Origin of the sequence: Rathayibacter agropyri, assembly GCF_013249015.1 — a bacterium.
GTDB lineage: Bacteria > Actinomycetota > Actinomycetes > Actinomycetales > Microbacteriaceae > Rathayibacter > Rathayibacter agropyri.
The window spans coordinates 16,984-36,692 of the sequence record NZ_JABRPL010000006.1 but is presented as its reverse complement, the minus strand read 5'-3'; the positions used below and the strand labels follow the sequence as shown (position 1 = coordinate 36,692).

Sequence of the window (19,709 nt, the reverse complement as noted above, 5' to 3'; positions counted from 1 at the left end):
AGAATCGCACACCATGAGCATGCTAGGTACCGCCCCGTCGTTCGTCACCGAGACCAGGCCGAGGACCTACGAGGTTCGTACGTTCGGGTGCCAGATGAACGTGCATGACTCCGAACGCCTGAGCGGATCGCTAGAGGCCGCGGGTTACGTACGGGCGGACGGAGCCGAGGCTGACGTTGTCGTCATCAATACCTGCGCTGTGCGCGAAAACGCCGACAACAAGCTCTACGGCACTCTCGGACACCTCGCCTCAGTCAAGCGCCGACACGAGGGAATGCAGATCGCGGTCGGTGGCTGCCTCGCCCAAAAGGACAAGAGCGTCGTCCTCGACCGCGCGCCGTGGGTCGACGTCGTCTTCGGCACCCACAACATGGGTGCGCTGCCCAGCCTTCTCGAGCGAGCACGCCACAACGACGAGGCGCAGCTCGAGATTCTGGAGTCGCTCGACGTCTTCCCCTCGACGCTCCCGACCAAACGCGACTCCACCTACAGCGGCTGGGTCTCGATCTCGGTCGGCTGCAACAACACCTGCACGTTTTGCATCGTTCCCTCACTCCGCGGTAAGGAGAAAGACCGCCGACCCGGAGACGTCCTGGCCGAGATCCAGGCCCTGGTCGATGACGGTGCGATCGAGATCACGTTGCTCGGCCAGAACGTCAATTCCTACGGCGTCGAGTTCGGCGACCGTCAGGCGTTTTCAAAGCTGCTGCGCGCCGCGGGAACGATTGACGGTCTCGAGCGCATCCGCTTCACCAGTCCCCACCCGGCTGCCTTCACGGACGACGTGATCGACGCGATGGCCGAGACGCCAACCGTGATGCCGCAGTTGCACATGCCGCTGCAGTCCGGCTCCGACCGCATTCTCCGCGCGATGCGCCGCTCGTATCGATCCGACCGCTTCCTCGGCATCCTCGACCGGGTACGCACCCGCATCCCCCACGCGGCGATCAGCACCGACATCATCGTCGGGTTCCCCGGCGAGACGGAGGAGGACTTCGAGCAGACCCTTCGCGTCGTCGAGGAGGCGCGCTTCGCCTCTGCCTTCACCTTCCAGTACTCAATCCGACCGGGCACTCCCGCGGCGACCCTCCCCGATCAGATCCCGAAGGCGGTCGTGCAGGAGCGCTACGAGCGCCTCGCAGCGCTGCAAGATGCGATCAGCGAGCAGGAGAACCGGATGATCGTCGGCCGCGAGGTCGAGGTGCTGGTCGCGACCGGCGAGGGGCGCCGAGACGCCGAGACCCACCGGCTGAGCGGACGAGCGGAGGACAGCCGACTGGTGCACTTCGACGTGCCGACCGGCTCAGAAGAGCCCCGACCCGGCGACATCGTTTCGGTCGAGATCACGCGCGCCGCGCCGTTCTACCTCCTGGCCGACTCTCCCGACGGCGCTCCGCTGCGGATCCGCCGCACCCGTGCGGGCGAGGCCTGGGACCGCGCGCAGACCGAGTCCTGCGGCGTGCCGGCCGCGCCCGGCGCCTCCGGTGCGCCCCGCGTCTCGCTCGGCCTCCCCTCGCTGCGCGCGCGCATCAATACCAGCAGCGACAGCCTGACGGTGCCCGTCTATGACGCCGCAGATGGCGAGCGCTGAGCCGCCTGCGCACGCTCCCGAGTTGATCGCCGTGGTGGGAGCGACCGGCACAGGCAAGTCGGCGCTGGCGCTCGATCTGGCCGAGTCGATCGGCGCGGAGGGCGGGACCGCCGAAATCGTGAACGCCGACGCCATGCAGTTGTACCGCGGCATGGACATCGGAACGGCGAAGCTGCCGGTCGAGGAGCGCCGAGGGATTCCGCACCACGTGCTCGATGTGCTCGACGTGACCGAGGAGGCGTCCGTGGCGCGCTATCAGGTTCAGGCACGGGGCGCGATCGAGGATGTCCTGGCACGTGGCGCGACCCCGATCCTCGTCGGCGGCTCGGGTCTGTACGTGTCGAGCGTCGTCTTCGAGTTCACCTTCGCGGGCACGGACCCGGAGGTCCGGCGCCGACTCGAGGAGACGGCGGAGCGCGAGGGCCTGGGGGTCCTCGTCGAGCGCCTGCGCGCGATCGACCGCGGAATCGCTGAGCGGATCGGACCGCATAACGCGCGGCGGATCATCCGGGCCCTCGAGATCGCCGAACTCACGGGCGGGAGCACCCACAGCGCGCTGATGTCGGACGAGCCCGTGCCGTGGCGGACGGCCGCGATCCTCCTCCTTGACGCGCCGCGCGACGAGCTTGTGCAGCGGCTCGACGCCAGGGTCGTGCGGATGTGGGCCACCGGCATGCTCGACGAGGTCGAGCGTCTGGTCTCGCTGGGCATCGAACGCGGGGTGACGGCGGGCCGGGCGATCGGTTACGCGCAGGCGCTGGCTCAGCGGGCGGGAACCCTCCGGGAGGACGAAGCGATTGCGGCAACGCAGGCGCTCACGCGGCGGTACGCCCGCAGGCAGAACAGCTGGTTTCGCCGGTACGCCGCCGCGCACCGCCTGCCCTCCGACGCACCTGACCTGGCGGCGCGAGCGCGGGTCGCCGCTCAGGCCGCCGCTGCGCTGCATCGCTAGGCTGTGCGGCATGACGATCGAGCTGCACTTCACCAAGGGCCAGGGCACGGGCAACGACTTCGTGCTCTACAGCGACCCGGACGGTGAGATGGACCTCTCGCCCGCGCAGATCGCGACGATCTGCGACCGCCACTTCGGCGTGGGCGCAGACGGCGTGATCCGTGCCGTGCGGTCCCGTTCAGTGCCGGAGGGTGCCGCCGCCCTCGCGCAGGAGAGCGAGGCCGAGTGGTTCATGGACTACCACAACGCCGACGGGTCGATCGCCGAGATGTGCGGCAACGGCATCCGCGTCTACGCCGCTTTCCTCCTCGCCGGTGGCCTCGCCACCCTCGAGCCGGGCGACACCCTGCCGATTGGCACTCGCGCTGGCGTCCGTGACGTCACGCGCAGCGGCTCAGGGTTCCAGGTCGATCTCGGGCGGTGGGAACTCGCAGGCGGTGAACCGCTTGTCCGAGCCAAGGAACTCACTGTTCCGCGTCCCGGCCTTGGCATCGATCTCGGTAACCCCCACGTCGTCGTGGCCCTCAGCAACGACGAGGAACTGGCGTCGGCCGACCTCACCTACATCCCTCAGCTCGACCCCGAGCCGGAAGACGGCGCCAACATCGAGTTCGTCGTGCCCGGTGAGCCTCTGGTGCACGACGGCATCGGGCGCATCCGGATGCGCGTGCACGAGCGCGGCAGCGGTGAGACGCTGAGCTGCGGCACGGGCGCGGCGGCGGCGGCGCTGGCCGTGCGCTACTGGGCCGGACCTCGCGCTCCGCAGTCCTGGCGCGTCGAGGTGCCGGGAGGGACCCTGGGCGTCACCATGTTCGCCACGGAGGAGGGCGAGCACGTCGGCCTTTCCGGTCCGGCGGATCTCGTCTTCACCGGCACCATCCGCATCGATTAAGCGGCGGTCTCAGCCGATCCGGGTCGTACGGAGGACCCGGAAGCCCTTCGCGGAGGAAACGCGCTCTACGTCGAGGCGGCCGGCGAACGCCGCGCTCAACCACGTCTGTAGGGAGTCCGAGCCGAGGTTGCGCTGCACGACGAGCCAGGCGTCGGCGCCCTCCTCCAGGCGCGGAAGCCAGCGCTGCAGGAGCAGGTGCAGCTCCTCCTTGCCGATGCGGATTGGCGGGTTGGACCAGATGGCGCGGAAGCGGATCGCCGAGGGAACATCTTCGGGCAGGACGGCGTTGACATTAAGGATGCCGAGTTCCTCGCAATTGCGACGGACCAACTCGAGCGCGCGCTGGTTGACGTCGACCGCCCACACCCGGGCGTCGGGGGAGGCGAGGGCGAGCGCGAGGGTAATCGGACCCCAGCCGCAGCCAAGGTCGAGCACGTCCCCGTCAGCGGGGGCGCTCGGAACCGCGTCGAGCAGGACACGCGTGCCAAGGTCGACGTGACCGGGGCTGAACACCCCTCCGGCGGTCGTGACTTCGAGGTCGCGTCCGGCAAGGTGGATGGGAATCCTGCGGGGCCGGAGGTCGCCGTCGGGCGTACTCGAGAAGTAGTGCTCCGCGGCCATGAGAAGTGAACCTATCAACACCTGAGGAGTTAGTGTTATCCGGATGACGGAAGACCTGAACGAGACCGACACGACCGAGGCCGTGGACGTTGTCTCGAGGGTCCTGGCGAACGCGCAGTCGCGCTCGGCAGGGTACTCGCGATTCGTCGCGGGTGGAGCCCAGGCGCTGCAGAGCGCCGGCCACGAGGGCGAGAACAGCGGCAGCGACGGCGAGCAATTCGACCGCGACGACCGGCAGGCGCTGCGTCGCGTCGCCGGCCTGTCGACCGAGCTCGAGGATGTCACGGAGGTCGAGTACCGCCAGCTGCGACTCGAGAACGTCGTGCTTATCGGCGTGTACTCGCAGAACTCCCTCGAGGACGCCGAGAACTCGCTGCACGAGCTCGCCGCGCTTGCGGAGACCGCCGGAGCGACCGTCCTCGACGGTCTGCTCCAGAGGCGGCCACATCCCGACCCCAGCACCTACCTGGGCAAGGGCAAGGCTCAGGAACTCGCCGGCCTCGTCGCCGCTCTGGGCGCCGACACGGTTGTGGCCGACACCGAACTTGCGCCGAGCCAACGCCGCGCACTAGAGGACGTGGTGAAGGTGAAGGTGATCGACCGCACGGCGGTGATCCTCGACATTTTCAGCCAGCACGCCACGAGCCGCGAGGGCAAGGCTCAGGTCGAGCTCGCGCAGCTCGAGTACCTGCTGCCCAGGCTCCGCGGCTGGGGTGAGTCGATGTCCCGCCAGGCCGGCGGCCAGGTGGGGGCGGGTGCTGGCATGGGTTCGCGCGGTCCGGGTGAGACGAAAATCGAGCTCGATCGTCGCCGCATCCACACGCGCATGGCGCGGCTGCGCAAGCAGATCACCGCTATGAAGCCCGCCCGGGAGGCGAAGCGCGCGAACCGTAAGCGCAACGCGGTCCCGTCCGTCGCGATTGCCGGCTACACCAACGCCGGCAAGTCGAGCCTGCTCAACCGCATGACGCAGGCGGGAGTGCTGGTCGAGAACGCGCTGTTCGCAACGCTCGACTCCACCGTTCGCAAGGCCCAGACGAGTGATGGCCGCCTCTACACGCTCGCCGACACGGTCGGCTTCGTGCGGGCGCTGCCGCACCAGCTGGTTGAGGCGTTCCGCTCGACGCTCGAGGAGGTGGCCGATTCCGACGTCATCGTGCACGTCGTTGACGCTTCGCACCCGGACCCCGCCGGGCAGATCGCGACGGTGCACGACGTGATCGGCGAGGTCGGGGCGCGCGGCATCCCGGAGATCATCGCCTTCAATAAGGCCGACCTGGTTGACGAGGGCACGCGCCTCGTGCTCCGCGGCCTCGCTCCGAATGCCGTCTTCGTGTCGGCGCGCAGCGGCGAGGGTATCGACGAGCTCGAAGCGCGGATCGCCGCAATCCTGCCCGAGCCCGACATCGAGATCGAGCTGCTCGTGCCGTACGACCGCGGGGACGTGATCTCCCACCTGCACCGCAGCGGGCGGATCCTGTCGACGCAGTACGTCGAGGGCGGCACGCACGTGACCGCTCTGGTGCACGCCGACCTCGCGGGCTCGCTCACCGAGTTCGCCGCTGGGCAGCCGGCCGTCGAGGCCTGACTTCGCCGACGCAGCGCCCGTCTCTTTACTCGAGGAGGCGGGCGCCCGGTGCATCCGGCCACGACACGCGGCGTCATATCGCTTCACACGACGTCATCCCGCTCGACTCAACGACCAGGGCTTCCTACTGTGGTCCGCGAGGCGCCGATCGGCGCGTGGAGCGACAGCCGAGCCCGGCACCCGCCCGAACCCAGCCGACTCCTCCCGGGGTTCGGCACGAGGAACGGAGGGCACAGCCGTGTCGGAGCAGCGATCATCTGCGGACCCCGCCTGTTCGCACGTCCCCTTCTCGTTCGAGATCTATCCGCCCCGCACTCCTGCCGGGGCGCTCGCGCTGACCCGGACCGTGGACCGGCTGGCTGCGGTCCGGCCCGCCTTCGTCTCGGTGACCTACGGGGCGGGCGGATCGTCACGGAGCGCGTCGCTCGATATTCTCAAGCACCTCCGCGAGCACACCGCGACACCCGCGCTCGCGCACCTCACCTGTGTCGGCTCCACGCACGCAGAGGCGAGCAGCCTTGTGCGTGAGTTCCTCGCGGCGGGAGTCACTCGATTCCTCGCCCTGCGCGGAGATCCGCCCGCCGGGACGCCGGAGGGCGATACGTTCCTCGGCGAGCTGGGTAGCGCCGCCGAACTGGTGCAGCTGATCCACCGGGTCCAGGCCGAGCGCGAGCCCTACGGAGCGGTCGCGGTGCCCGGGTTGCCGAACGCGCAGCGGGTAGAGGTGGGTGCCCGCCCGCGCGCAGAGGTCGCCGTCGCCGCATTTCCCAACGGGCATCCGCGCTCGCGCTCGCGCACTCAGGACATTGATGTGCTGCTGGCAAAGGAGGCGGCGGGAGCGTCGTTCGCTCTGACTCAACTCTTCTTCCACGCGGACGACTACTTGCGTTTCGTGGACCGCGCGCGGGCTGCCGGACTGCGGATGCCGATCATCCCTGGTGTGATGCCCGTGACGAGCCCCGGACGCCTGCGCCGGATGCTCGAGCTCAGCGGTGAGGATCTGCCTGCCGAACTCGCGATTGCCCTGGACGTCGAGCCAGACGACGCGGCGCGCGCACGAATCGGGGTGGAGCATGCCGCGCGCCTCATTCGCACTCTCGTCGCCGGTGGTGCGCCCGCCGTGCATCTCTACGCCTTCAACCGCCACGAGGCGGTGCTGGCGGTGCTGGCCGAGAGCGGGCTGCTGCCCGACTGGACGCCGCCCCTCCTGACCGCCGCCCGCCCGTCCACCCCGTCCCTCTAGGAGCCAACCGCATGAGTACGACCCCCGCCTTCCCCACCGGCACCATCCTCGGCTACCCGCGCATCGGGCGTCGCCGCGAGTTGAAGAAGGCCGTCGAGTCCTTCTGGTCCGGCGTCACGACTGCCGATGAGCTTGAGTCCTCCGCTGCCGCGCTGCGCACCGCGACACGGGAGCGTCTGCACGCCCTCGGTCTCGGTCGCGACGACTCGTCGATCCCGGAGGCGCACTCCTTCTACGACCAGGTGCTCGACACCACGCTCGCGGTCGGTGCGATCCCCGAGCGGTTCGCGGACCTCGTGGTGGATGGCACGGTCGACCTGGCAGGCTCCTTCACGCTGGCGCGGGGAGACGGTGAGCGCGCGCCGCTCGAGATGACGAAGTGGTTTGACTCCAACTACCACTACCTCGTGCCCGAGATCGGCCCGCAGACGGTCTTTTCGTTGGCCGACACACGGCGGGTGCGCGAGGTTCAGGAGGCGCGCGAGGCGGGCTTTACGACGCGCCCCGTCCTCGTGGGGCCGGTCACCTACCTCCTGCTCGCGAAGCCTGACGACTCGGCGCCCGACGGGTTTGAGCCGCTCTCGCGCCTTGCCGACCTGGTGCCGGTCTACGTCGAGTTGCTGGCCCGGCTGCGGGAAGCCGGCGCCGAGTGGGTGCAGCTCGACGAGCCGGCGCTGGTGTCGGAGTCGTTGGGTGTCTCGCGGGACCAGGTTCTCGCGGCCGTCGACGCGGCCTACGGGCTCCTCGCCCAGGCCCAGGAGCGGCCCGCACTGTTCGTCGCTGCACCCTACGGCACGCTGGGTGACGCGCTGCCGGTGCTGGTCGCCGCGGGTGTCGAGGCCGTCGGGGTCGACCTCGTGAAGGGCGCGTCGCCGGTGGCGGTGCCGGGACTCGAACGCACCGTGCTTGTGGCGGGCGTGGTCGACGGCCACAACGTCTGGCGCGGCGACCTCGCGGCCGCACTGGAGCGGGCGGAGGCGCTGCGCCCGCTCGCGGCGGGCGTTGCCGTGGCAAGCTCCACTTCTCTCTTCCATGTGCCGCACGATGTGACGGACGAGCCGGACCTCGACCCGCGGCTGGCCTCCTGGCTCGCCTTTGCCGACCAGAAGGTCGAGCAGATTGCCGTGCTCGCCCGCGGTCTCCGGGAGGGCCGCGGAGCAATCGAGCAGGAGCTCGACGCCGCAACCGCCGCGCTGGAGGACCGTCGCGCGGCGCCCGGCGTGTGGGACGGCTCGGTGCGGGAGCGCTCAGCGGTACTCCGCCCCGCGGATCGGGATCGCGCTCCTGCTGACGAGCGCCGTGCGGCTCAGGAGGAGGCGCTCGGTCTTCCGCTGCTGCCCACGACGACGATCGGCTCGTTCCCGCAGACCCGCGAGATCCGCACGGCCCGCGCCGCGGTCGGCCGCGGTGACCTCACCGCCGAGCAGTACACCGAGCGGATGCGCGAGGAGATCGAGCGCGTTGTGCGACTCCAGGAAGAGATCGGCCTCGACGTGCTTGTGCACGGCGAGCCCGAGCGCAACGACATGGTGCAGTACTTTGCCGAGCACCTCGACGGCTTCGCGGTGACGCGGAACGGCTGGGTGCAGTCCTACGGGAGCCGCTGTACGCGGCCCTCCCTACTGTGGGGTGACGTGGCGCGTCCGGCGCCGATCACCGTGGAGTGGTCGAGCTTCACCCAGTCGCTCACCGACAGACCGGTGAAGGGGATGCTCACTGGGCCGGTGACGATCCTCGCGTGGTCGTTCGTCCGAGACGACCAGCCCCTCGCTGAGACGGCCGATCAGGTCGCGCTCGCCCTGCGCGACGAGATCGCCGACCTTGAGCGGGCAGGCATCCGCATCGTGCAGGTGGACGAGCCGGCGCTGCGCGAACTCCTGCCTCTTGAGGTGGCGGTTCAGCCGGACTACCTGGAATGGTCTGTCGGCGCGTTCCGATTGGCGACGGGCGGAGCGGCGACCACGACGCAGATTCACACCCACCTCTGCTACTCGGAGTTCGGGGTCGTCATCGACGCAATCGATCGGCTCAACGCTGATGTGACGAGCATCGAGGCTGCGCGCTCGCGGATGGACGTCATCGGCGACATCGAGCGTTCGGGCTTCGCGCGCGGCATCGGTCCGGGCGTCTACGACATCCACTCGCCGCGGGTGCCCAGTGGCGACGAGCTCGCGGAGCTTGTCCGGATAGCGCTGGGCTCGATTCCGGTGCGGCAACTCTGGATCAATCCAGACTGCGGCCTCAAGACGCGCGGCTATGACGAGACGGTCGCATCGCTCCGTGCGATGGTCGCGGCGGCGACGGCCGCCCGCGCTTCGCTCGCGGTGGTCTGAGCCCGAGGAGCGGCGACGGGGCCCGGTTGGCGTGCAGCCGACGGGCCCCTTTCATGTGGCGGGACTCAGATCGAGCGCAGCACTGCGACGATCTTGCCGAGCACCTCGGCCTCGTCGCCGAGGATCGGCTCGAAGTTGGAGTTGCGGGGGAGGAGCCACGTGTGACCGTCGCGCTGGCGGAGCACCTTGACGGTTGCCTCGCCGTCCAGCATCGCCGCGACGATCTCGCCGTTCTCTGCGGTGCGCTGTGAGCGGACGACGACCCAGTCGCCATCGCAGATCGCCGCATCGATCATCGACTCGCCCACCACCTTGAGCATGAAGAGCTCGCCCTTGCCGACGAGCTGGCGGGGGAGCGGGAAGACCTCGTCGATCTGCTGATCCGCCATGATCGGGACGCCCGCGGCGATGCGCCCCACGAGCGGCACCATCGCCGCGTCGCCGACCGTCGCTGTCGACTCGAAGGAGCCGTCGTCCTCGGTGGAACTCGGCACGTCGATCAGGATCTCGAGCGCACGGGGCCGGTTCGGATCGCGGCGCAGGTATCCGCTGAGCTCGAGCTGGTTGAGCTGGTGGGTGACGCTCGAGAGTGAGGCGAGCCCGACCGCGTCGCCGATCTCGCGCATGCTCGGCGGGTAGCCTCGGCTCGAGACCGAGCGTTGGATTGCGTCGAGGATCGCGAGCTGCTTCGCGCTCAAGTTCTTTCGGCGCCGGCCCGCTGCCGCCTTCGTCTTGGCCGATGATCCGGCTGTGTTCGCGTCGCCCACGATGCTCCCTCTTTCCCGGCGCGCACGCCGCGCACGCGCCCACCCGGTCACGACTCGACGTGGAATGTCGGTGGTCGCCGCTCTACTGCAACCAGGCTCTCGAAACTGTATCCGCCGGGGGTCTTGGTGCGGAACATTCGTTCGAGTGTGTCGCGCTGGTGTTCGGCCGCGGATACACCGGGCCGGTCGCTTGACCGGTGCGGCAGTCGAAGATATGTTCGGTACAGGCATTCGGGTTTGCCCTCCCGGCCGAGGCCCCCCGAATTCCTGTCGAAAGGAGCGATCCCATGACCGCACAGCTCACCTCCCGCTCGGTACCGCCCGCCGATGCGTCGCACGACGCACGCCCCCAGCAGGAGGCCGAGTCGCGGGTCGTCCGTACGCACCTGCGGCTCACCCGCCGCGGTCGCGTCGTCGTCGCCGCTCTTGGTGCGCTGCCGATCGTGGCTGGAGCCTTTGTCTTTGGACTCAACGGTGGTGGAGCGGTCGCGTCGAGCGGCCCCGCGTCGATCGAGTTCCAGTACGTCACGGTGCACGCGGGGGAGTCGCTCTGGTCGCTCGCCGAGGAGCTCGCGCCGGAGGCCGACCCCCGTGACGTGGTCGACGACATCCTCGCCCTCAACCAGTTGCCGAGCGTCGGCCTCGAGCCTGGCCAGCGTCTGGCCGTCCCGGCCAAGTACGCGTCGGCGCACTGAGCGCCGGCCGCGCTCCGGCCGGCGTCAGGCGCCCAGCTACCATTCCCTGGTGACGACTCTCGACGACCTCCCCCTCCGCGACGATCTCCGAGGCAAGCACCCGTACGGTGCTCCGCAGGCCGTCGTGCCCGTGGCCCTCAACGTCAACGAGAACACCCATCCGGTTCCCGACGACGTGATCGCCGACATCATCGCGCGCGTCTCCGCGGCCCTGCACACGGTCAACCGCTACCCGGACCGCGAGTTCCGCGAGTTGCGGGAGGCTCTCGCGGGCTACCTCGGTCACGGGCTCACCGCGGAGGGCGTCTGGGCCGCGAACGGATCGAACGAGGTCCTGCAGCACGTCATCCAGGCCTTCGGTGGCCCCGGCCGCTCACTCCTCGGCTTCGCACCGACCTACTCGATGTACTCGATCCTCGCCTCGGGAAGCGGAACCGCGTGGGTCCCGGTCGACCGACAGGCCGGGTTCGAGGTCGGAGCCGAGTACGCCGCCGAGCAGGTCCGCCGCGCACAGCCCGACATCGTCTTCCTCTGCGCTCCCAACAATCCCACCGGTACGCCGCTTGACCTCGCCGTGATCGAGTCGGTCTACGACGCGACCGAGGGGATCGTGGTCGTCGATGAGGCCTACGCGGAATTCGCCGGCCGAGACGCACCGAGCGCGCTGAGTCTGCTGCCCGGACGGCCCCGTCTCCTGGTCTCGCGCACGATGAGCAAGGCCTTCGCATTCGCAGGTGTCCGCCTCGGCTATCTCGCCGCCGACCCGGCCGTCATCGACGCCCTACGTCTCGTCCGCCTCCCTTACCACCTGTCTGCTCTCACCCAGGCAGCGGCCACCGCCGCCCTCGCGCACGCCGACGAAATGCTCGCGATGGTCGGCGAGATCATTGTGCAGCGCGACCGGATGATCGACGGACTCCGCGCGCTCGGCTACCACCCGTACGCGACGGGCAGCAATTTTGTGCTCTTCGGCGGCATCGCTGACCCGGCCGCGGTGTTCGAGGGTCTGCTCGCGCGCGGCGTGCTCATCCGCGACGTCGGGATTCTCGGACACCTCCGCGTCAGCGCCGGAACTGAGGAGGAGACCACCGCATTCCTCGACGCGCTGGCCTCCCTACCCACCCCCTCCGACGACCCCGCCGTCGCCCTCTCGCGGGAGTGACCGCCGGCCGGGAAGCGGCGTTCCCCCGCGAATAGACTGGCGAGCATGACCTCTCCGAGCGCCGCACCCGGGCGCACCGCCTCCCTCAGCCGTGCAACCAGCGAGTCGAGCATCGAGCTCTCCCTTGACCTCGACGGCACCGGCGTCGCCGACCTCGAGACAGGGGTGCCGTTCTTTGACCATCTGCTGACGGCGTTCGCGAAGCACTCCCTCACTGATCTCCGCGTCCGTGCTCGCGGCGATATCGAGATCGACATCCACCACACGGCGGAGGACATCGGCATCGTGCTCGGCACCGCGATCCGCGAGGCACTCGGCGACAAGGCCGGCATCTCCCGCTTTGGCGACGCGCTCGTCCCACTCGACGAGGCACTCGTGCAGGCCGTGGTCGATATCTCTGGTCGCCCCTACCTCGTGCACGCGGGCGAGCCGGAGGGCTTCGCGCTGCACCTGATCGGCGGGCACTTCACCGGATCGATGGTTCGCCACGTCTTTGAGGCGATCGCCTTCAACGCGGGGCTCACCGTGCACGTGACAGTACTGGGCGGGCGCGACCCGCACCACATCGCCGAGGCCGAGTTCAAGGCGTTCGCGCGCGCGTTCCGGCACGCGAAGGCGTTCGATCCGCTGGTCGCGGGGATCCCGTCGACAAAGGGCGCACTGTGAGCTCGGTCCGCCCCTCCGTGGTTGTTTACGACTACGGCTCGGGCAACGTTCACTCCGCCGTCAAGGCGCTCGAGCTGGCCGGAGCCGACGTCGAGCTGACCGGGGACCGTCGTCGCGCCCTCGAGGCCGATGGCCTCCTGGTCCCCGGCGTCGGAGCGTTCGATGCCGTGATGGCGGCCCTCACTCGGGCGCGCGGTGGCGACATCATCGAGAAGCGGCTTGCCGGAGGCCGCCCCGTGCTTGGAATCTGCGTCGGCATGCAGGTCCTGTTCGAGCGTGGCGTCGAGCGCGGCGTCGAGAGTGAGGGCCTGGGGGAGTGGCCTGGCACGGTCGACCTGCTCCCCGCCGCTGTCGTCCCGCACATGGGCTGGAACACGGTCTCGGCACCCGAGGGGTCCGTCCTGTTCGACGGGGTCACCGACGAGCGTTTCTATTTCGTCCACTCCTACGGGGCGAGGGAGTGGTCACTCGACGTGATGCCGCCTTTCCCGCGGCCCGCGGTTACGTGGGCCGACCACGGCGGTCCGTTCATCGCGGCGGTCGAGAACGGTCCGCTCTCGGCGACGCAGTTCCACCCCGAAAAATCCGGAGCGGCGGGCCTGCGACTGCTCTCAAATTGGCTGGGCACCCTCCGCACGAACTAGGATCGGCCGGTGGTCGGCGCCTGTCGCGGCCGGCACGGGTTCCGAGACTGAGGATGACGATGAGCGAGTTCACCAAGGCCCCGGGTCTGGTCCTCCTGCCCGCGATCGATGTGGCGGGCGGCAAGGCCGTACGCCTTACGCAGGGTGAGGCCGGGAGCGAGACCAACTACGGCGATCCGATCGATGCCGCCGGGGACTGGGCCGACCAGGGTGCCGCGTGGATCCACCTCGTCGACCTCGATGCGGCCTTTGGCCGGGGTGACAACCACGGCATCATGAAGAAGGTCATCCGCCAGGTGAAGGGCGTCAACGTCGAGCTCTCTGGCGGTATCCGCGATGACCGCAGTCTTGAGTCCGCGCTGAGCGCGGGCGCCAAGCGCATTAATCTCGGCACGGCCGCGCTCGAGAACCCCGAGTGGGCAGCGAGCGTGATCGCCCAGTACGGTGACCAGATCGCGGTCGGCCTCGACGTCCGCGGGACGACGCTCGCGGCGCGTGGGTGGACCAGGGAGGGCGGCGATCTCTGGCAGGTCCTCGACCGCCTGGAGGAGGCCGGCTGCACCCGCTACGTCGTCACGGACGTGACCAAGGACGGCACCCTCAAGGGCCCGAACCTTGAGCTCTTGCAGCAGGTCATGGCGCGCACCCGCCGTCCGGTGATCGCCTCCGGCGGCATCTCGAACCTCGACGACATCGCCGCCCTGCGTGACCTCGTCCCGCAGGGGCTCGAGGGCGCCATCGTGGGCAAGGCGCTGTATGCCGGCGCTTTCACGCTCGCGGAGGCCCTGGATGTCGCAGCCGAATGAGCACCGTCCGCTACCCGCTCACCTGACCGACTCCGCGGGGACTCCGTGGGCGGGTCGGCACTTTGAGCCGAGCACGGCCCCCGAGGACGACGGCCGCGCCCCGGAGGCGCTGGTTGCGGCCGTCGAGGCGTTCGCCGGCGGCTCGCGGGGGCCGGAGGGAGTCATCGACGCTCTGCGCTCCTCGCGTCTGCTGATCCCCCTGGTCGCTCGTCTCGGCGAGGAGGGCGAGGGAGTCGAGGGCCTGCGCGCCGACACAACGCAGGAGCTTGCGATCGTGACAGTGGCGGGACCGGACGGCCGCACGGTGCTTCCCGTCTTCAGTAGCGTCGAGGCGATGCGCGTCTGGGACGCCTCCGCCCGGCCGGTTCCGGTGGACGGACGCCGTGCTGCGCTGGCCGCCGTGACAGAGGGCACCGAGGTGGTGGTGCTGGATCCAGGCTCCGCGGGGGAATTCGCCATCCGGCGCCCGGCGCTCTGGGCGATCGCCGAGGGGGCACCCTGGCACCCGGCCGTACACGATCCCGAGGTCATGGCAGCTCTGCGGGCCTGCACGGCGGGGGAGCCTGCGGTGGTGTCGCTCGATGTTCGCGAAGGAGACGCCGCGCAGAGGCTCGTCGGCCCCGAGATCGTCATCGTGCTCGGGCTGCGTCCCGGCCTGAATCAGGAGGCGCTCGGCGCCCTGGCCGGTCGGCTCGGTGCGCGGTGGGCGGCCGACGAGATCGTCGCCGCGCGCGTGGATTCGATGACGCTGCAGCTCACCGCCGCCCCCTGACTCCGGATCAGGTGACCGGGCCGGTCCACTTCTCGCCGGGTCCCTTGCCGATCGGGTCGGCGATCGGGGAGGCCTCGCGGAATGCGAGCTGGAGGGTGCGCAGTCCGTCGCGCAGGCTGCGCGCGTGCATGTCGCTGATATCGGGAGCCCCGGCGGTGACCAGCCCGGCGAGGGCAGTGATGAGCTTGCGCGCCTCGTCGAGGTCGACCTGCGCGCCGGGCTCGTCGGCGAGCCCGCACTTCACGGCGGCAGCGCTCATGAGGTGCACGGCCGCTGTGGTGATGATCTCGACCGCGGGCACCTCCGCGATGTCGCGGGCGGCCTCCAAGTCGGAGGCGTCCTCGCCGTCACCGAAGCGTCGGGCGTAATCGTCGTCGTGCTGAGCCATGGGTCCTTCGTTCGGTGAGTCGGAGTGCCTGATTCGGCGCTGTCGCGCGGGCCGCGGGTCTGCTATGGTTGACCGGGCTCCGAGGCATGTCCTCGGTTCGAAAGTGGAGATTCTCCCACCCGCGCTTGACCGCTTCATAAGGTTACCGGGTTAGAAGCACTCCGCCTCCGGCAACGGAGGCAGGGCTGCGGTTCCCGAGGTCCGCCTCGGGAGTCGCATCAGAGGGTGCGAGCGCTGTGCCGATGCACGGCGCGGACGGGACGATCACCTCTCTCGGGTGCGCTGGAGAAGACTCCGGACGCAGAGCTGCACTCACCGAGATCAGAGGAGAAACGCAATCAGCGATCCCCGTACCAACGACCGTATCCGCGTCCCCGAGGTCCGCCTCGTGGGTCCCGCAGGAGAACAGGTCGGCGTCGTCAAAATCGAAGCCGCCCTGCGACTCGCGCAGGACGCAGACCTGGATCTGGTCGAGGTCGCCCCGAACTCGAAGCCGCCGGTCGCCAAGATCATGGACTACGGCAAGTTCAAGTACGAGCAGGCGCAGAAGCTCAAGGAAGCCCGTCGTAATCAGGCGAACACGATCCTCAAGGAGGTCCGTTTCCGCCTGAAGATCGACAAGCACGACTACGAGACCAAGCGCAAGCGTGCCGAGGGCTTCCTCAAGGCTGGCGACAAGGTGAAAGCGATGATCCTTTTCCGCGGTCGCGAGCAGTCCCGCCCCGAGATGGGCGTCCGACTCCTTCAGCGTTTCGCGGAGGACGTCGCCGAGTTCGGCCAGGTCGAGTCCACCCCGACCATCGACGGTCGCAACATGGTGATGGTCATCGGCCCGCTGAAGAACAAGTCAGAGGCGAAGGCGGAGGCCAACGCGGTCCGCGCCGCTCGTCGCGAGGCCAACACCCCCGAGGACACGGCCGAGGCCGAGTCCGTCTAATACTTCGCCGCCCCGGCCTCGGGGCCGGTGGACGCCCCGCTCGCGGGGCACCGGTTTCGCCCCGCCGCGCGCGGTGTGACGTTCACAAGGAGAGAACATGCCCAAGATGAAGACCCACTCGGGTGCCAAGAAGCGCTTCAAGGTGACCGGCTCCGGCAAGATCATGAAGCAGCAGGCCGGTATGCGTCACAACCTGGAGTCGAAGTCCAGCGTCCGCACCCGCCGCCTCAACCAGGACCAGGTCCTCGCTCCGCAGGACGCGAAGGTCGCCAAGAAGCTTCTCGGTCTGTAGCTCACTGCCGGCGCAGTCCGCTGCGCCGCGTAGTCCGCTACTTCGCCGACCAGGATCGATAGGAAAAAACAGCAATGGCAAGAGTGAAGAGGGCCGTCAACGCCCACAAGAAGCGTCGGGTCATCCTCGAGCGCGCCTCAGGCTACCGCGGGCAGCGTTCGCGCCTTTACCGCAAGGCGAAGGAGCAGGTCACCCACTCCCTCGTCTACTCGTACCGTGACCGCCGCGCCAGGAAGGGCGAGTTCCGTCGCCTCTGGATTCAGCGGATCAACGCCGCGTCCCGCGCGAACGGCCTGACCTACAACCGCTTCATCCAGGGTCTCGCCCTGGCCGGCGTCCAGGTCGACCGCCGCATCCTCGCGGACCTCGCGATCACCGAGCCCGCGACCTTCGCCTCGCTCGTTGCGACCGCGAAGAACGCGCTGCCCGCCGACACGTCGGCCCCGAAGGCCGCGTAGTCCGCACCGCTTCCCGGAGGGGGGCCCGACCGAAGGGTCGCGGCCCCCTTTCGTCGTTTCCGCGCGGCATCGGTGGCCCGCGACGTGTCTGCCGGAGCCGTGTGGACCGCGCCGCTAGGCTCGCCGCATGCTCGACAACCCCCGTTCCCCCCGCGTCCGCTCTGTGGCGAAGCTCACCCGCAGGCCGGCCAGGCAGGAGACGGGACTGTTCCTCCTCGAGGGCCCGCAGGCCGTGGCCGAGGCGCTGCAGTACCGGCCGGAGCTGCTGGTCGAATCGTTCGCGACTCCGACCGCGCTCGAGCGCTACCCCGAGATCGTGGCGGCGGCCGAGGAGGCGGAGGTCGAAATCGAGTACGTGACCGAGGATGTGCTCGACACGATGGCCGATACGGTCACACCTCAGGGCTTCGTCTCGGTCTGCCGCCAGTTCCCCACCTCGCTGAAAGATGTCGCCGCCTCCGAGCCCCGGCTGGTCGTGGTGCTCGAGGAGGTCCGCGACCCCGGCAATCTCGGCACGATCATCCGCGCGGCCGACGCCGCCGGCGCCGACGCGGTCGTGCTGTCTGGCCGCTCCGTCGACCTCTACAACCCGAAGGTGGTCCGCTCGACGACCGGTTCACTCTTCCACCTTCCCGTCGCGGTGGGAGCCGACCTCTCCGATGTTCTGCAGCGCCTGCGTTCGGTGGGCCTGCGCTCGGTCGCCGCGGATGTGAAGGGTGAGGATCTGCTGGCGGTGCGCGCACGGGGGGATCTCACCAAGCCCACCGTCTGGGTCTTCGGCAACGAGGCGCGCGGTCTCGAGGACGAGTCGCTCGACCTCGTCGATGGCGTCGTCGCGGTGCCGATCTACGGAGCCGCTGAGTCGCTGAATCTGGCCACTGCCGCCTCAGTCTGTCTCTACGAAAGCGCCTTCGCCCTTCGTTCCTGAGTGGAATCGTAGGGCGGGCGGCCCCAGGCTGGGGTAATGGTCTGGTTGTTACCCTTCGATTAAGAATCCGCTCATGATTTGACCCGACCATCCTCGTGTGATTGCCTGACCGCATGGTCACCGCACCCCAGGACGAGCGCTCCGTCGCTCCCGCAGGAGAACCCCTCGTCGTGCTCGACGGAGTGCAGAAGCACTACGGCGATTTCCAGGCGCTGAAGGACATCAACCTGACGGTTCACCGAGGTGAGGTGGTCGTCGTGCTCGGCCCCTCCGGATCAGGCAAATCGACGCTTTGCCGCACCGTTAATCGTCTCGAGACGATCTCAGGCGGCACGATCTCGATCGATGGGCAGCGGCTCCCGGAGGAGGGTAAGGGTCTCGCAGCCCTCCGGGCCGACGTCGGCATGGTGTTCCAGTCGTTCAATCTGTTCGCGCACAAGACGATCCTCGAGAACGTGACGCTCGGGCCGATCAAGGTGCGAGGCCTCGCTCGCAAAGAGGCGCAGGCCCAGGCGCAGGCGCTGCTCGACCGTGTCGGAGTCGGCCACCAGGCCTCCAAGACTCCCGCCCAGCTCTCTGGCGGGCAGCAACAGCGCGTCGCCATCGCGCGCGCCCTGGCGATGAAGCCCAAGGTGATGCTCTTCGACGAGCCGACCTCGGCGCTCGATCCCGAGATGATTAACGAGGTCCTCGACGTGATGGTTGGGCTCGCCAAGGAGGGAATGACGATGATCGTCGTCACCCACGAGATGGGCTTTGCCCGCAAGGCCGCGGACCGCGTCGTGTTCATGGCCGACGGCCAGATCCTTGAGGACACGGACCCGGAGTCTTTCTTTACCGCACCGCGCACGGATCGAGCGAAGGACTTCCTCTCGAAGCTCATCACTCACTAGCTCCGCCCCTCGACCAGCAGTATCCAATAGGTCTGACCCGGAATTCCGGAGGCCGCCCGACCATCGCCCGCTCCAGCGGGCCACACTCTAGGAAGGACGATCATGCGCACCAAGCTCATGTTCATGACCGCGGGATTCGCGGCAGCGACCCTTGCTCTCACCGGCTGTGCCGGCGACTCCGGTTCGGCCGGTGGCGGCTCCGAGGGGAGCGCCGCCGCCTACGAGGTCGCCTCCAACGTCACGGTCGAGGGCAGCCCGACATTCGAGGCAATGAAGGCCGCCGGCTCCATCACCATCGGGGTCAAGGAGGACCAGCCCGGGCTCGGCTATCTCGATGCGGCGACCGGTGAGCGCACCGGCTTTGACATCGAGATCGCGAAGTGGGTCGCAGCGTCGCTCGGCTTCTCCGCGGACAAGATCACGTATACCTCGATTCCGTCGGCGAACCGTGAGGCATCGATCGTCAACGGCGACATCGACTACTACGTCGGCACCTACTCGATCACCGACAAGCGCAAGGAGCAGGTCGGCTTCGCTGGTCCCTATTTCGAGACCGGTCAGCAGCTGCTCGTCGCGGCGGATAACAGCACCATCACCGGCCCCAACGACCTCTCGGCTGACACCACCGTGTGTTCGGCGACCGGCTCGACCCCGATTCAGAACATCCGCACCAACTACCCCGAGGTGAAGACAGAGGAGTTTGACACCTACTCGCAGTGCGTCGACGCGCTGGCCGACGGGCAGGTCGACGCCGTCACGACCGACGGCGCGATTCTGATCGGCTATGCCGCCCAGAATCCCGACAAGCTCAAGGTCGTCGGTGAGCCCTTCAGCACCGAGCTCTATGGGATCGGCCTGGCGAAGGGCGACGATGCGCTGCGCCACTTCATCAACGGGATGCTGACCGACGGTGGCGACACCTGGAGCGCCATCTACGACAAGACGCTCGGGCAGTCGGGTACGACCGTCACTCAGCCGGCGGTCAACGACTACTAGGAGGCGCCCCGGGCGGCGTCCGCGCCGTCCGGGGGTCCCCGCACTCCCTGAAACTTCCCCTCCCCGCCCCATCCCCAGAGAAGGG

General features: G+C 68.9%; 21 protein-coding genes. 18 read left to right on the top strand and 3 right to left on the bottom strand.

What is annotated here, in order from left to right:
- Nucleotides 1-13: 13 nt before the first annotated feature.
- From miaB to dapF, 3 genes are read left to right on the top strand one after another with little or no spacing between them, the layout of a single operon-like run.
- Nucleotides 14-1,591, top strand: coding sequence for a tRNA (N6-isopentenyl adenosine(37)-C2)-methylthiotransferase MiaB (miaB, locus tag HRF29_RS12905; protein WP_173249250.1), 1,578 nt, complete (start codon nucleotides 14-16; stop codon nucleotides 1,589-1,591).
- Complete coding sequence (gene miaA / locus HRF29_RS12900) at nucleotides 1,566-2,543, top strand: tRNA (adenosine(37)-N6)-dimethylallyltransferase MiaA (protein WP_246227036.1); 978 nt, start codon at nucleotides 1,566-1,568, stop codon at nucleotides 2,541-2,543. Before miaB ends, miaA begins: the two co-directional genes overlap by 26 nt.
- A gap of 10 nt (nucleotides 2,544-2,553) precedes the next feature.
- Complete coding sequence (gene dapF / locus HRF29_RS12895; protein ID WP_173249249.1) at nucleotides 2,554-3,435, top strand: diaminopimelate epimerase; 882 nt, start codon at nucleotides 2,554-2,556, stop codon at nucleotides 3,433-3,435.
- Nucleotides 3,436-3,444: 9 nt separating this feature from the next.
- Here the strand turns inward: dapF and HRF29_RS12890 are convergent, their stop codons facing one another.
- A complete protein-coding gene (locus HRF29_RS12890; protein ID WP_173249248.1) occupies nucleotides 3,445-4,056 on the bottom strand; it encodes a class I SAM-dependent methyltransferase in 612 nt (203 codons plus the stop codon).
- Nucleotides 4,057-4,099: 43 nt separating this feature from the next.
- Between HRF29_RS12890 and hflX the strand changes: the two genes are divergently transcribed.
- From hflX to metE, 3 genes are all read left to right on the top strand, one after another.
- Entirely contained in the window at nucleotides 4,100-5,644 is a 1,545-nt protein-coding gene (gene hflX, locus HRF29_RS12885; protein ID WP_173249247.1) for a GTPase HflX, read from the top strand.
- A gap of 238 nt (nucleotides 5,645-5,882) precedes the next feature.
- Nucleotides 5,883-6,887, top strand: a complete 1,005-nt coding sequence (locus HRF29_RS12880) for a methylenetetrahydrofolate reductase (protein ID WP_173249246.1) — start codon at nucleotides 5,883-5,885, stop codon at nucleotides 6,885-6,887.
- A gap of 11 nt (nucleotides 6,888-6,898) precedes the next feature.
- Nucleotides 6,899-9,220, top strand: a complete 2,322-nt coding sequence (metE, locus tag HRF29_RS12875; RefSeq protein WP_173249245.1) for a 5-methyltetrahydropteroyltriglutamate--homocysteine S-methyltransferase — start codon at nucleotides 6,899-6,901, stop codon at nucleotides 9,218-9,220.
- Nucleotides 9,221-9,285: 65 nt separating this feature from the next.
- On the opposite strand, the gene lexA is transcribed toward metE, so the two are convergent.
- A complete protein-coding gene (gene lexA / locus HRF29_RS12870) occupies nucleotides 9,286-9,987 on the bottom strand; it encodes a transcriptional repressor LexA (RefSeq protein ID WP_173249244.1) in 702 nt (233 codons plus the stop codon).
- 287 nt (nucleotides 9,988-10,274) lie between these two features.
- Between lexA and HRF29_RS12865 the strand changes: the two genes are divergently transcribed.
- From HRF29_RS12865 to HRF29_RS12840, 6 genes are read left to right on the top strand one after another with little or no spacing between them, the layout of a single operon-like run.
- Complete coding sequence (locus tag HRF29_RS12865) at nucleotides 10,275-10,682, top strand: LysM peptidoglycan-binding domain-containing protein (protein WP_173249243.1); 408 nt, start codon at nucleotides 10,275-10,277, stop codon at nucleotides 10,680-10,682.
- Between the two features lie 46 nt (nucleotides 10,683-10,728).
- On the top strand, nucleotides 10,729-11,844 hold the full coding sequence (locus HRF29_RS12860; RefSeq protein WP_187698452.1) for a histidinol-phosphate transaminase: 1,116 nt from the start codon (nucleotides 10,729-10,731) through the stop codon (nucleotides 11,842-11,844).
- A gap of 45 nt (nucleotides 11,845-11,889) precedes the next feature.
- Entirely contained in the window at nucleotides 11,890-12,510 is a 621-nt protein-coding gene (hisB, locus tag HRF29_RS12855; protein WP_173249241.1) for an imidazoleglycerol-phosphate dehydratase HisB, read from the top strand.
- Nucleotides 12,507-13,154 carry an imidazole glycerol phosphate synthase subunit HisH gene (hisH, locus tag HRF29_RS12850; protein WP_173249240.1) on the top strand — a complete coding sequence of 216 codons (648 nt, stop codon included), beginning with the start codon at nucleotides 12,507-12,509 and terminating at the stop codon, nucleotides 13,152-13,154. Before hisB ends, hisH begins: the two co-directional genes overlap by 4 nt.
- A 59-nt stretch (nucleotides 13,155-13,213) precedes the next feature.
- Nucleotides 13,214-13,960: a bifunctional 1-(5-phosphoribosyl)-5-((5-phosphoribosylamino)methylideneamino)imidazole-4-carboxamide isomerase/phosphoribosylanthranilate isomerase PriA gene (gene priA, locus HRF29_RS12845; RefSeq protein WP_173249239.1), complete on the top strand. Its 747-nt coding sequence runs from the start codon at nucleotides 13,214-13,216 to the stop codon at nucleotides 13,958-13,960.
- Nucleotides 13,944-14,732, top strand: coding sequence for an SseB family protein (locus HRF29_RS12840; RefSeq protein WP_173249238.1), 789 nt, complete (start codon nucleotides 13,944-13,946; stop codon nucleotides 14,730-14,732). Before priA ends, HRF29_RS12840 begins: the two co-directional genes overlap by 17 nt.
- A gap of 7 nt (nucleotides 14,733-14,739) precedes the next feature.
- Here the strand turns inward: HRF29_RS12840 and HRF29_RS12835 are convergent, their stop codons facing one another.
- Nucleotides 14,740-15,120 (bottom strand): DUF1844 domain-containing protein, encoded by a 381-nt coding sequence (locus HRF29_RS12835; RefSeq protein ID WP_173249237.1) that lies wholly within the window; start codon nucleotides 15,118-15,120, stop codon nucleotides 14,740-14,742.
- Nucleotides 15,121-15,457: 337 nt separating this feature from the next.
- On the opposite strand from HRF29_RS12835, the gene infC reads away from it, so the two are divergent.
- From infC to HRF29_RS12805, 6 genes are all read left to right on the top strand, one after another.
- Nucleotides 15,458-16,057, top strand: coding sequence for a translation initiation factor IF-3 (gene infC / locus HRF29_RS12830; RefSeq protein ID WP_173249346.1), 600 nt, complete (start codon nucleotides 15,458-15,460; stop codon nucleotides 16,055-16,057).
- Nucleotides 16,058-16,154: 97 nt separating this feature from the next.
- On the top strand, nucleotides 16,155-16,349 hold the full coding sequence (rpmI, locus tag HRF29_RS12825) for a 50S ribosomal protein L35 (protein WP_077222452.1): 195 nt from the start codon (nucleotides 16,155-16,157) through the stop codon (nucleotides 16,347-16,349).
- A 74-nt stretch (nucleotides 16,350-16,423) separates the two neighbouring features.
- Entirely contained in the window at nucleotides 16,424-16,807 is a 384-nt protein-coding gene (gene rplT, locus HRF29_RS12820; protein WP_173249236.1) for a 50S ribosomal protein L20, read from the top strand.
- 127 nt (nucleotides 16,808-16,934) lie between these two features.
- A complete protein-coding gene (locus HRF29_RS12815) occupies nucleotides 16,935-17,735 on the top strand; it encodes a TrmH family RNA methyltransferase (RefSeq protein ID WP_173249235.1) in 801 nt (266 codons plus the stop codon).
- 113 nt (nucleotides 17,736-17,848) lie between these two features.
- On the top strand, nucleotides 17,849-18,628 hold the full coding sequence (locus HRF29_RS12810) for an amino acid ABC transporter ATP-binding protein (protein WP_173249234.1): 780 nt from the start codon (nucleotides 17,849-17,851) through the stop codon (nucleotides 18,626-18,628).
- Nucleotides 18,629-18,730: 102 nt separating this feature from the next.
- Nucleotides 18,731-19,624, top strand: a complete 894-nt coding sequence (locus HRF29_RS12805; protein ID WP_173249233.1) for a glutamate ABC transporter substrate-binding protein — start codon at nucleotides 18,731-18,733, stop codon at nucleotides 19,622-19,624.
- Nucleotides 19,625-19,709: the final 85 nt, after the last annotated feature.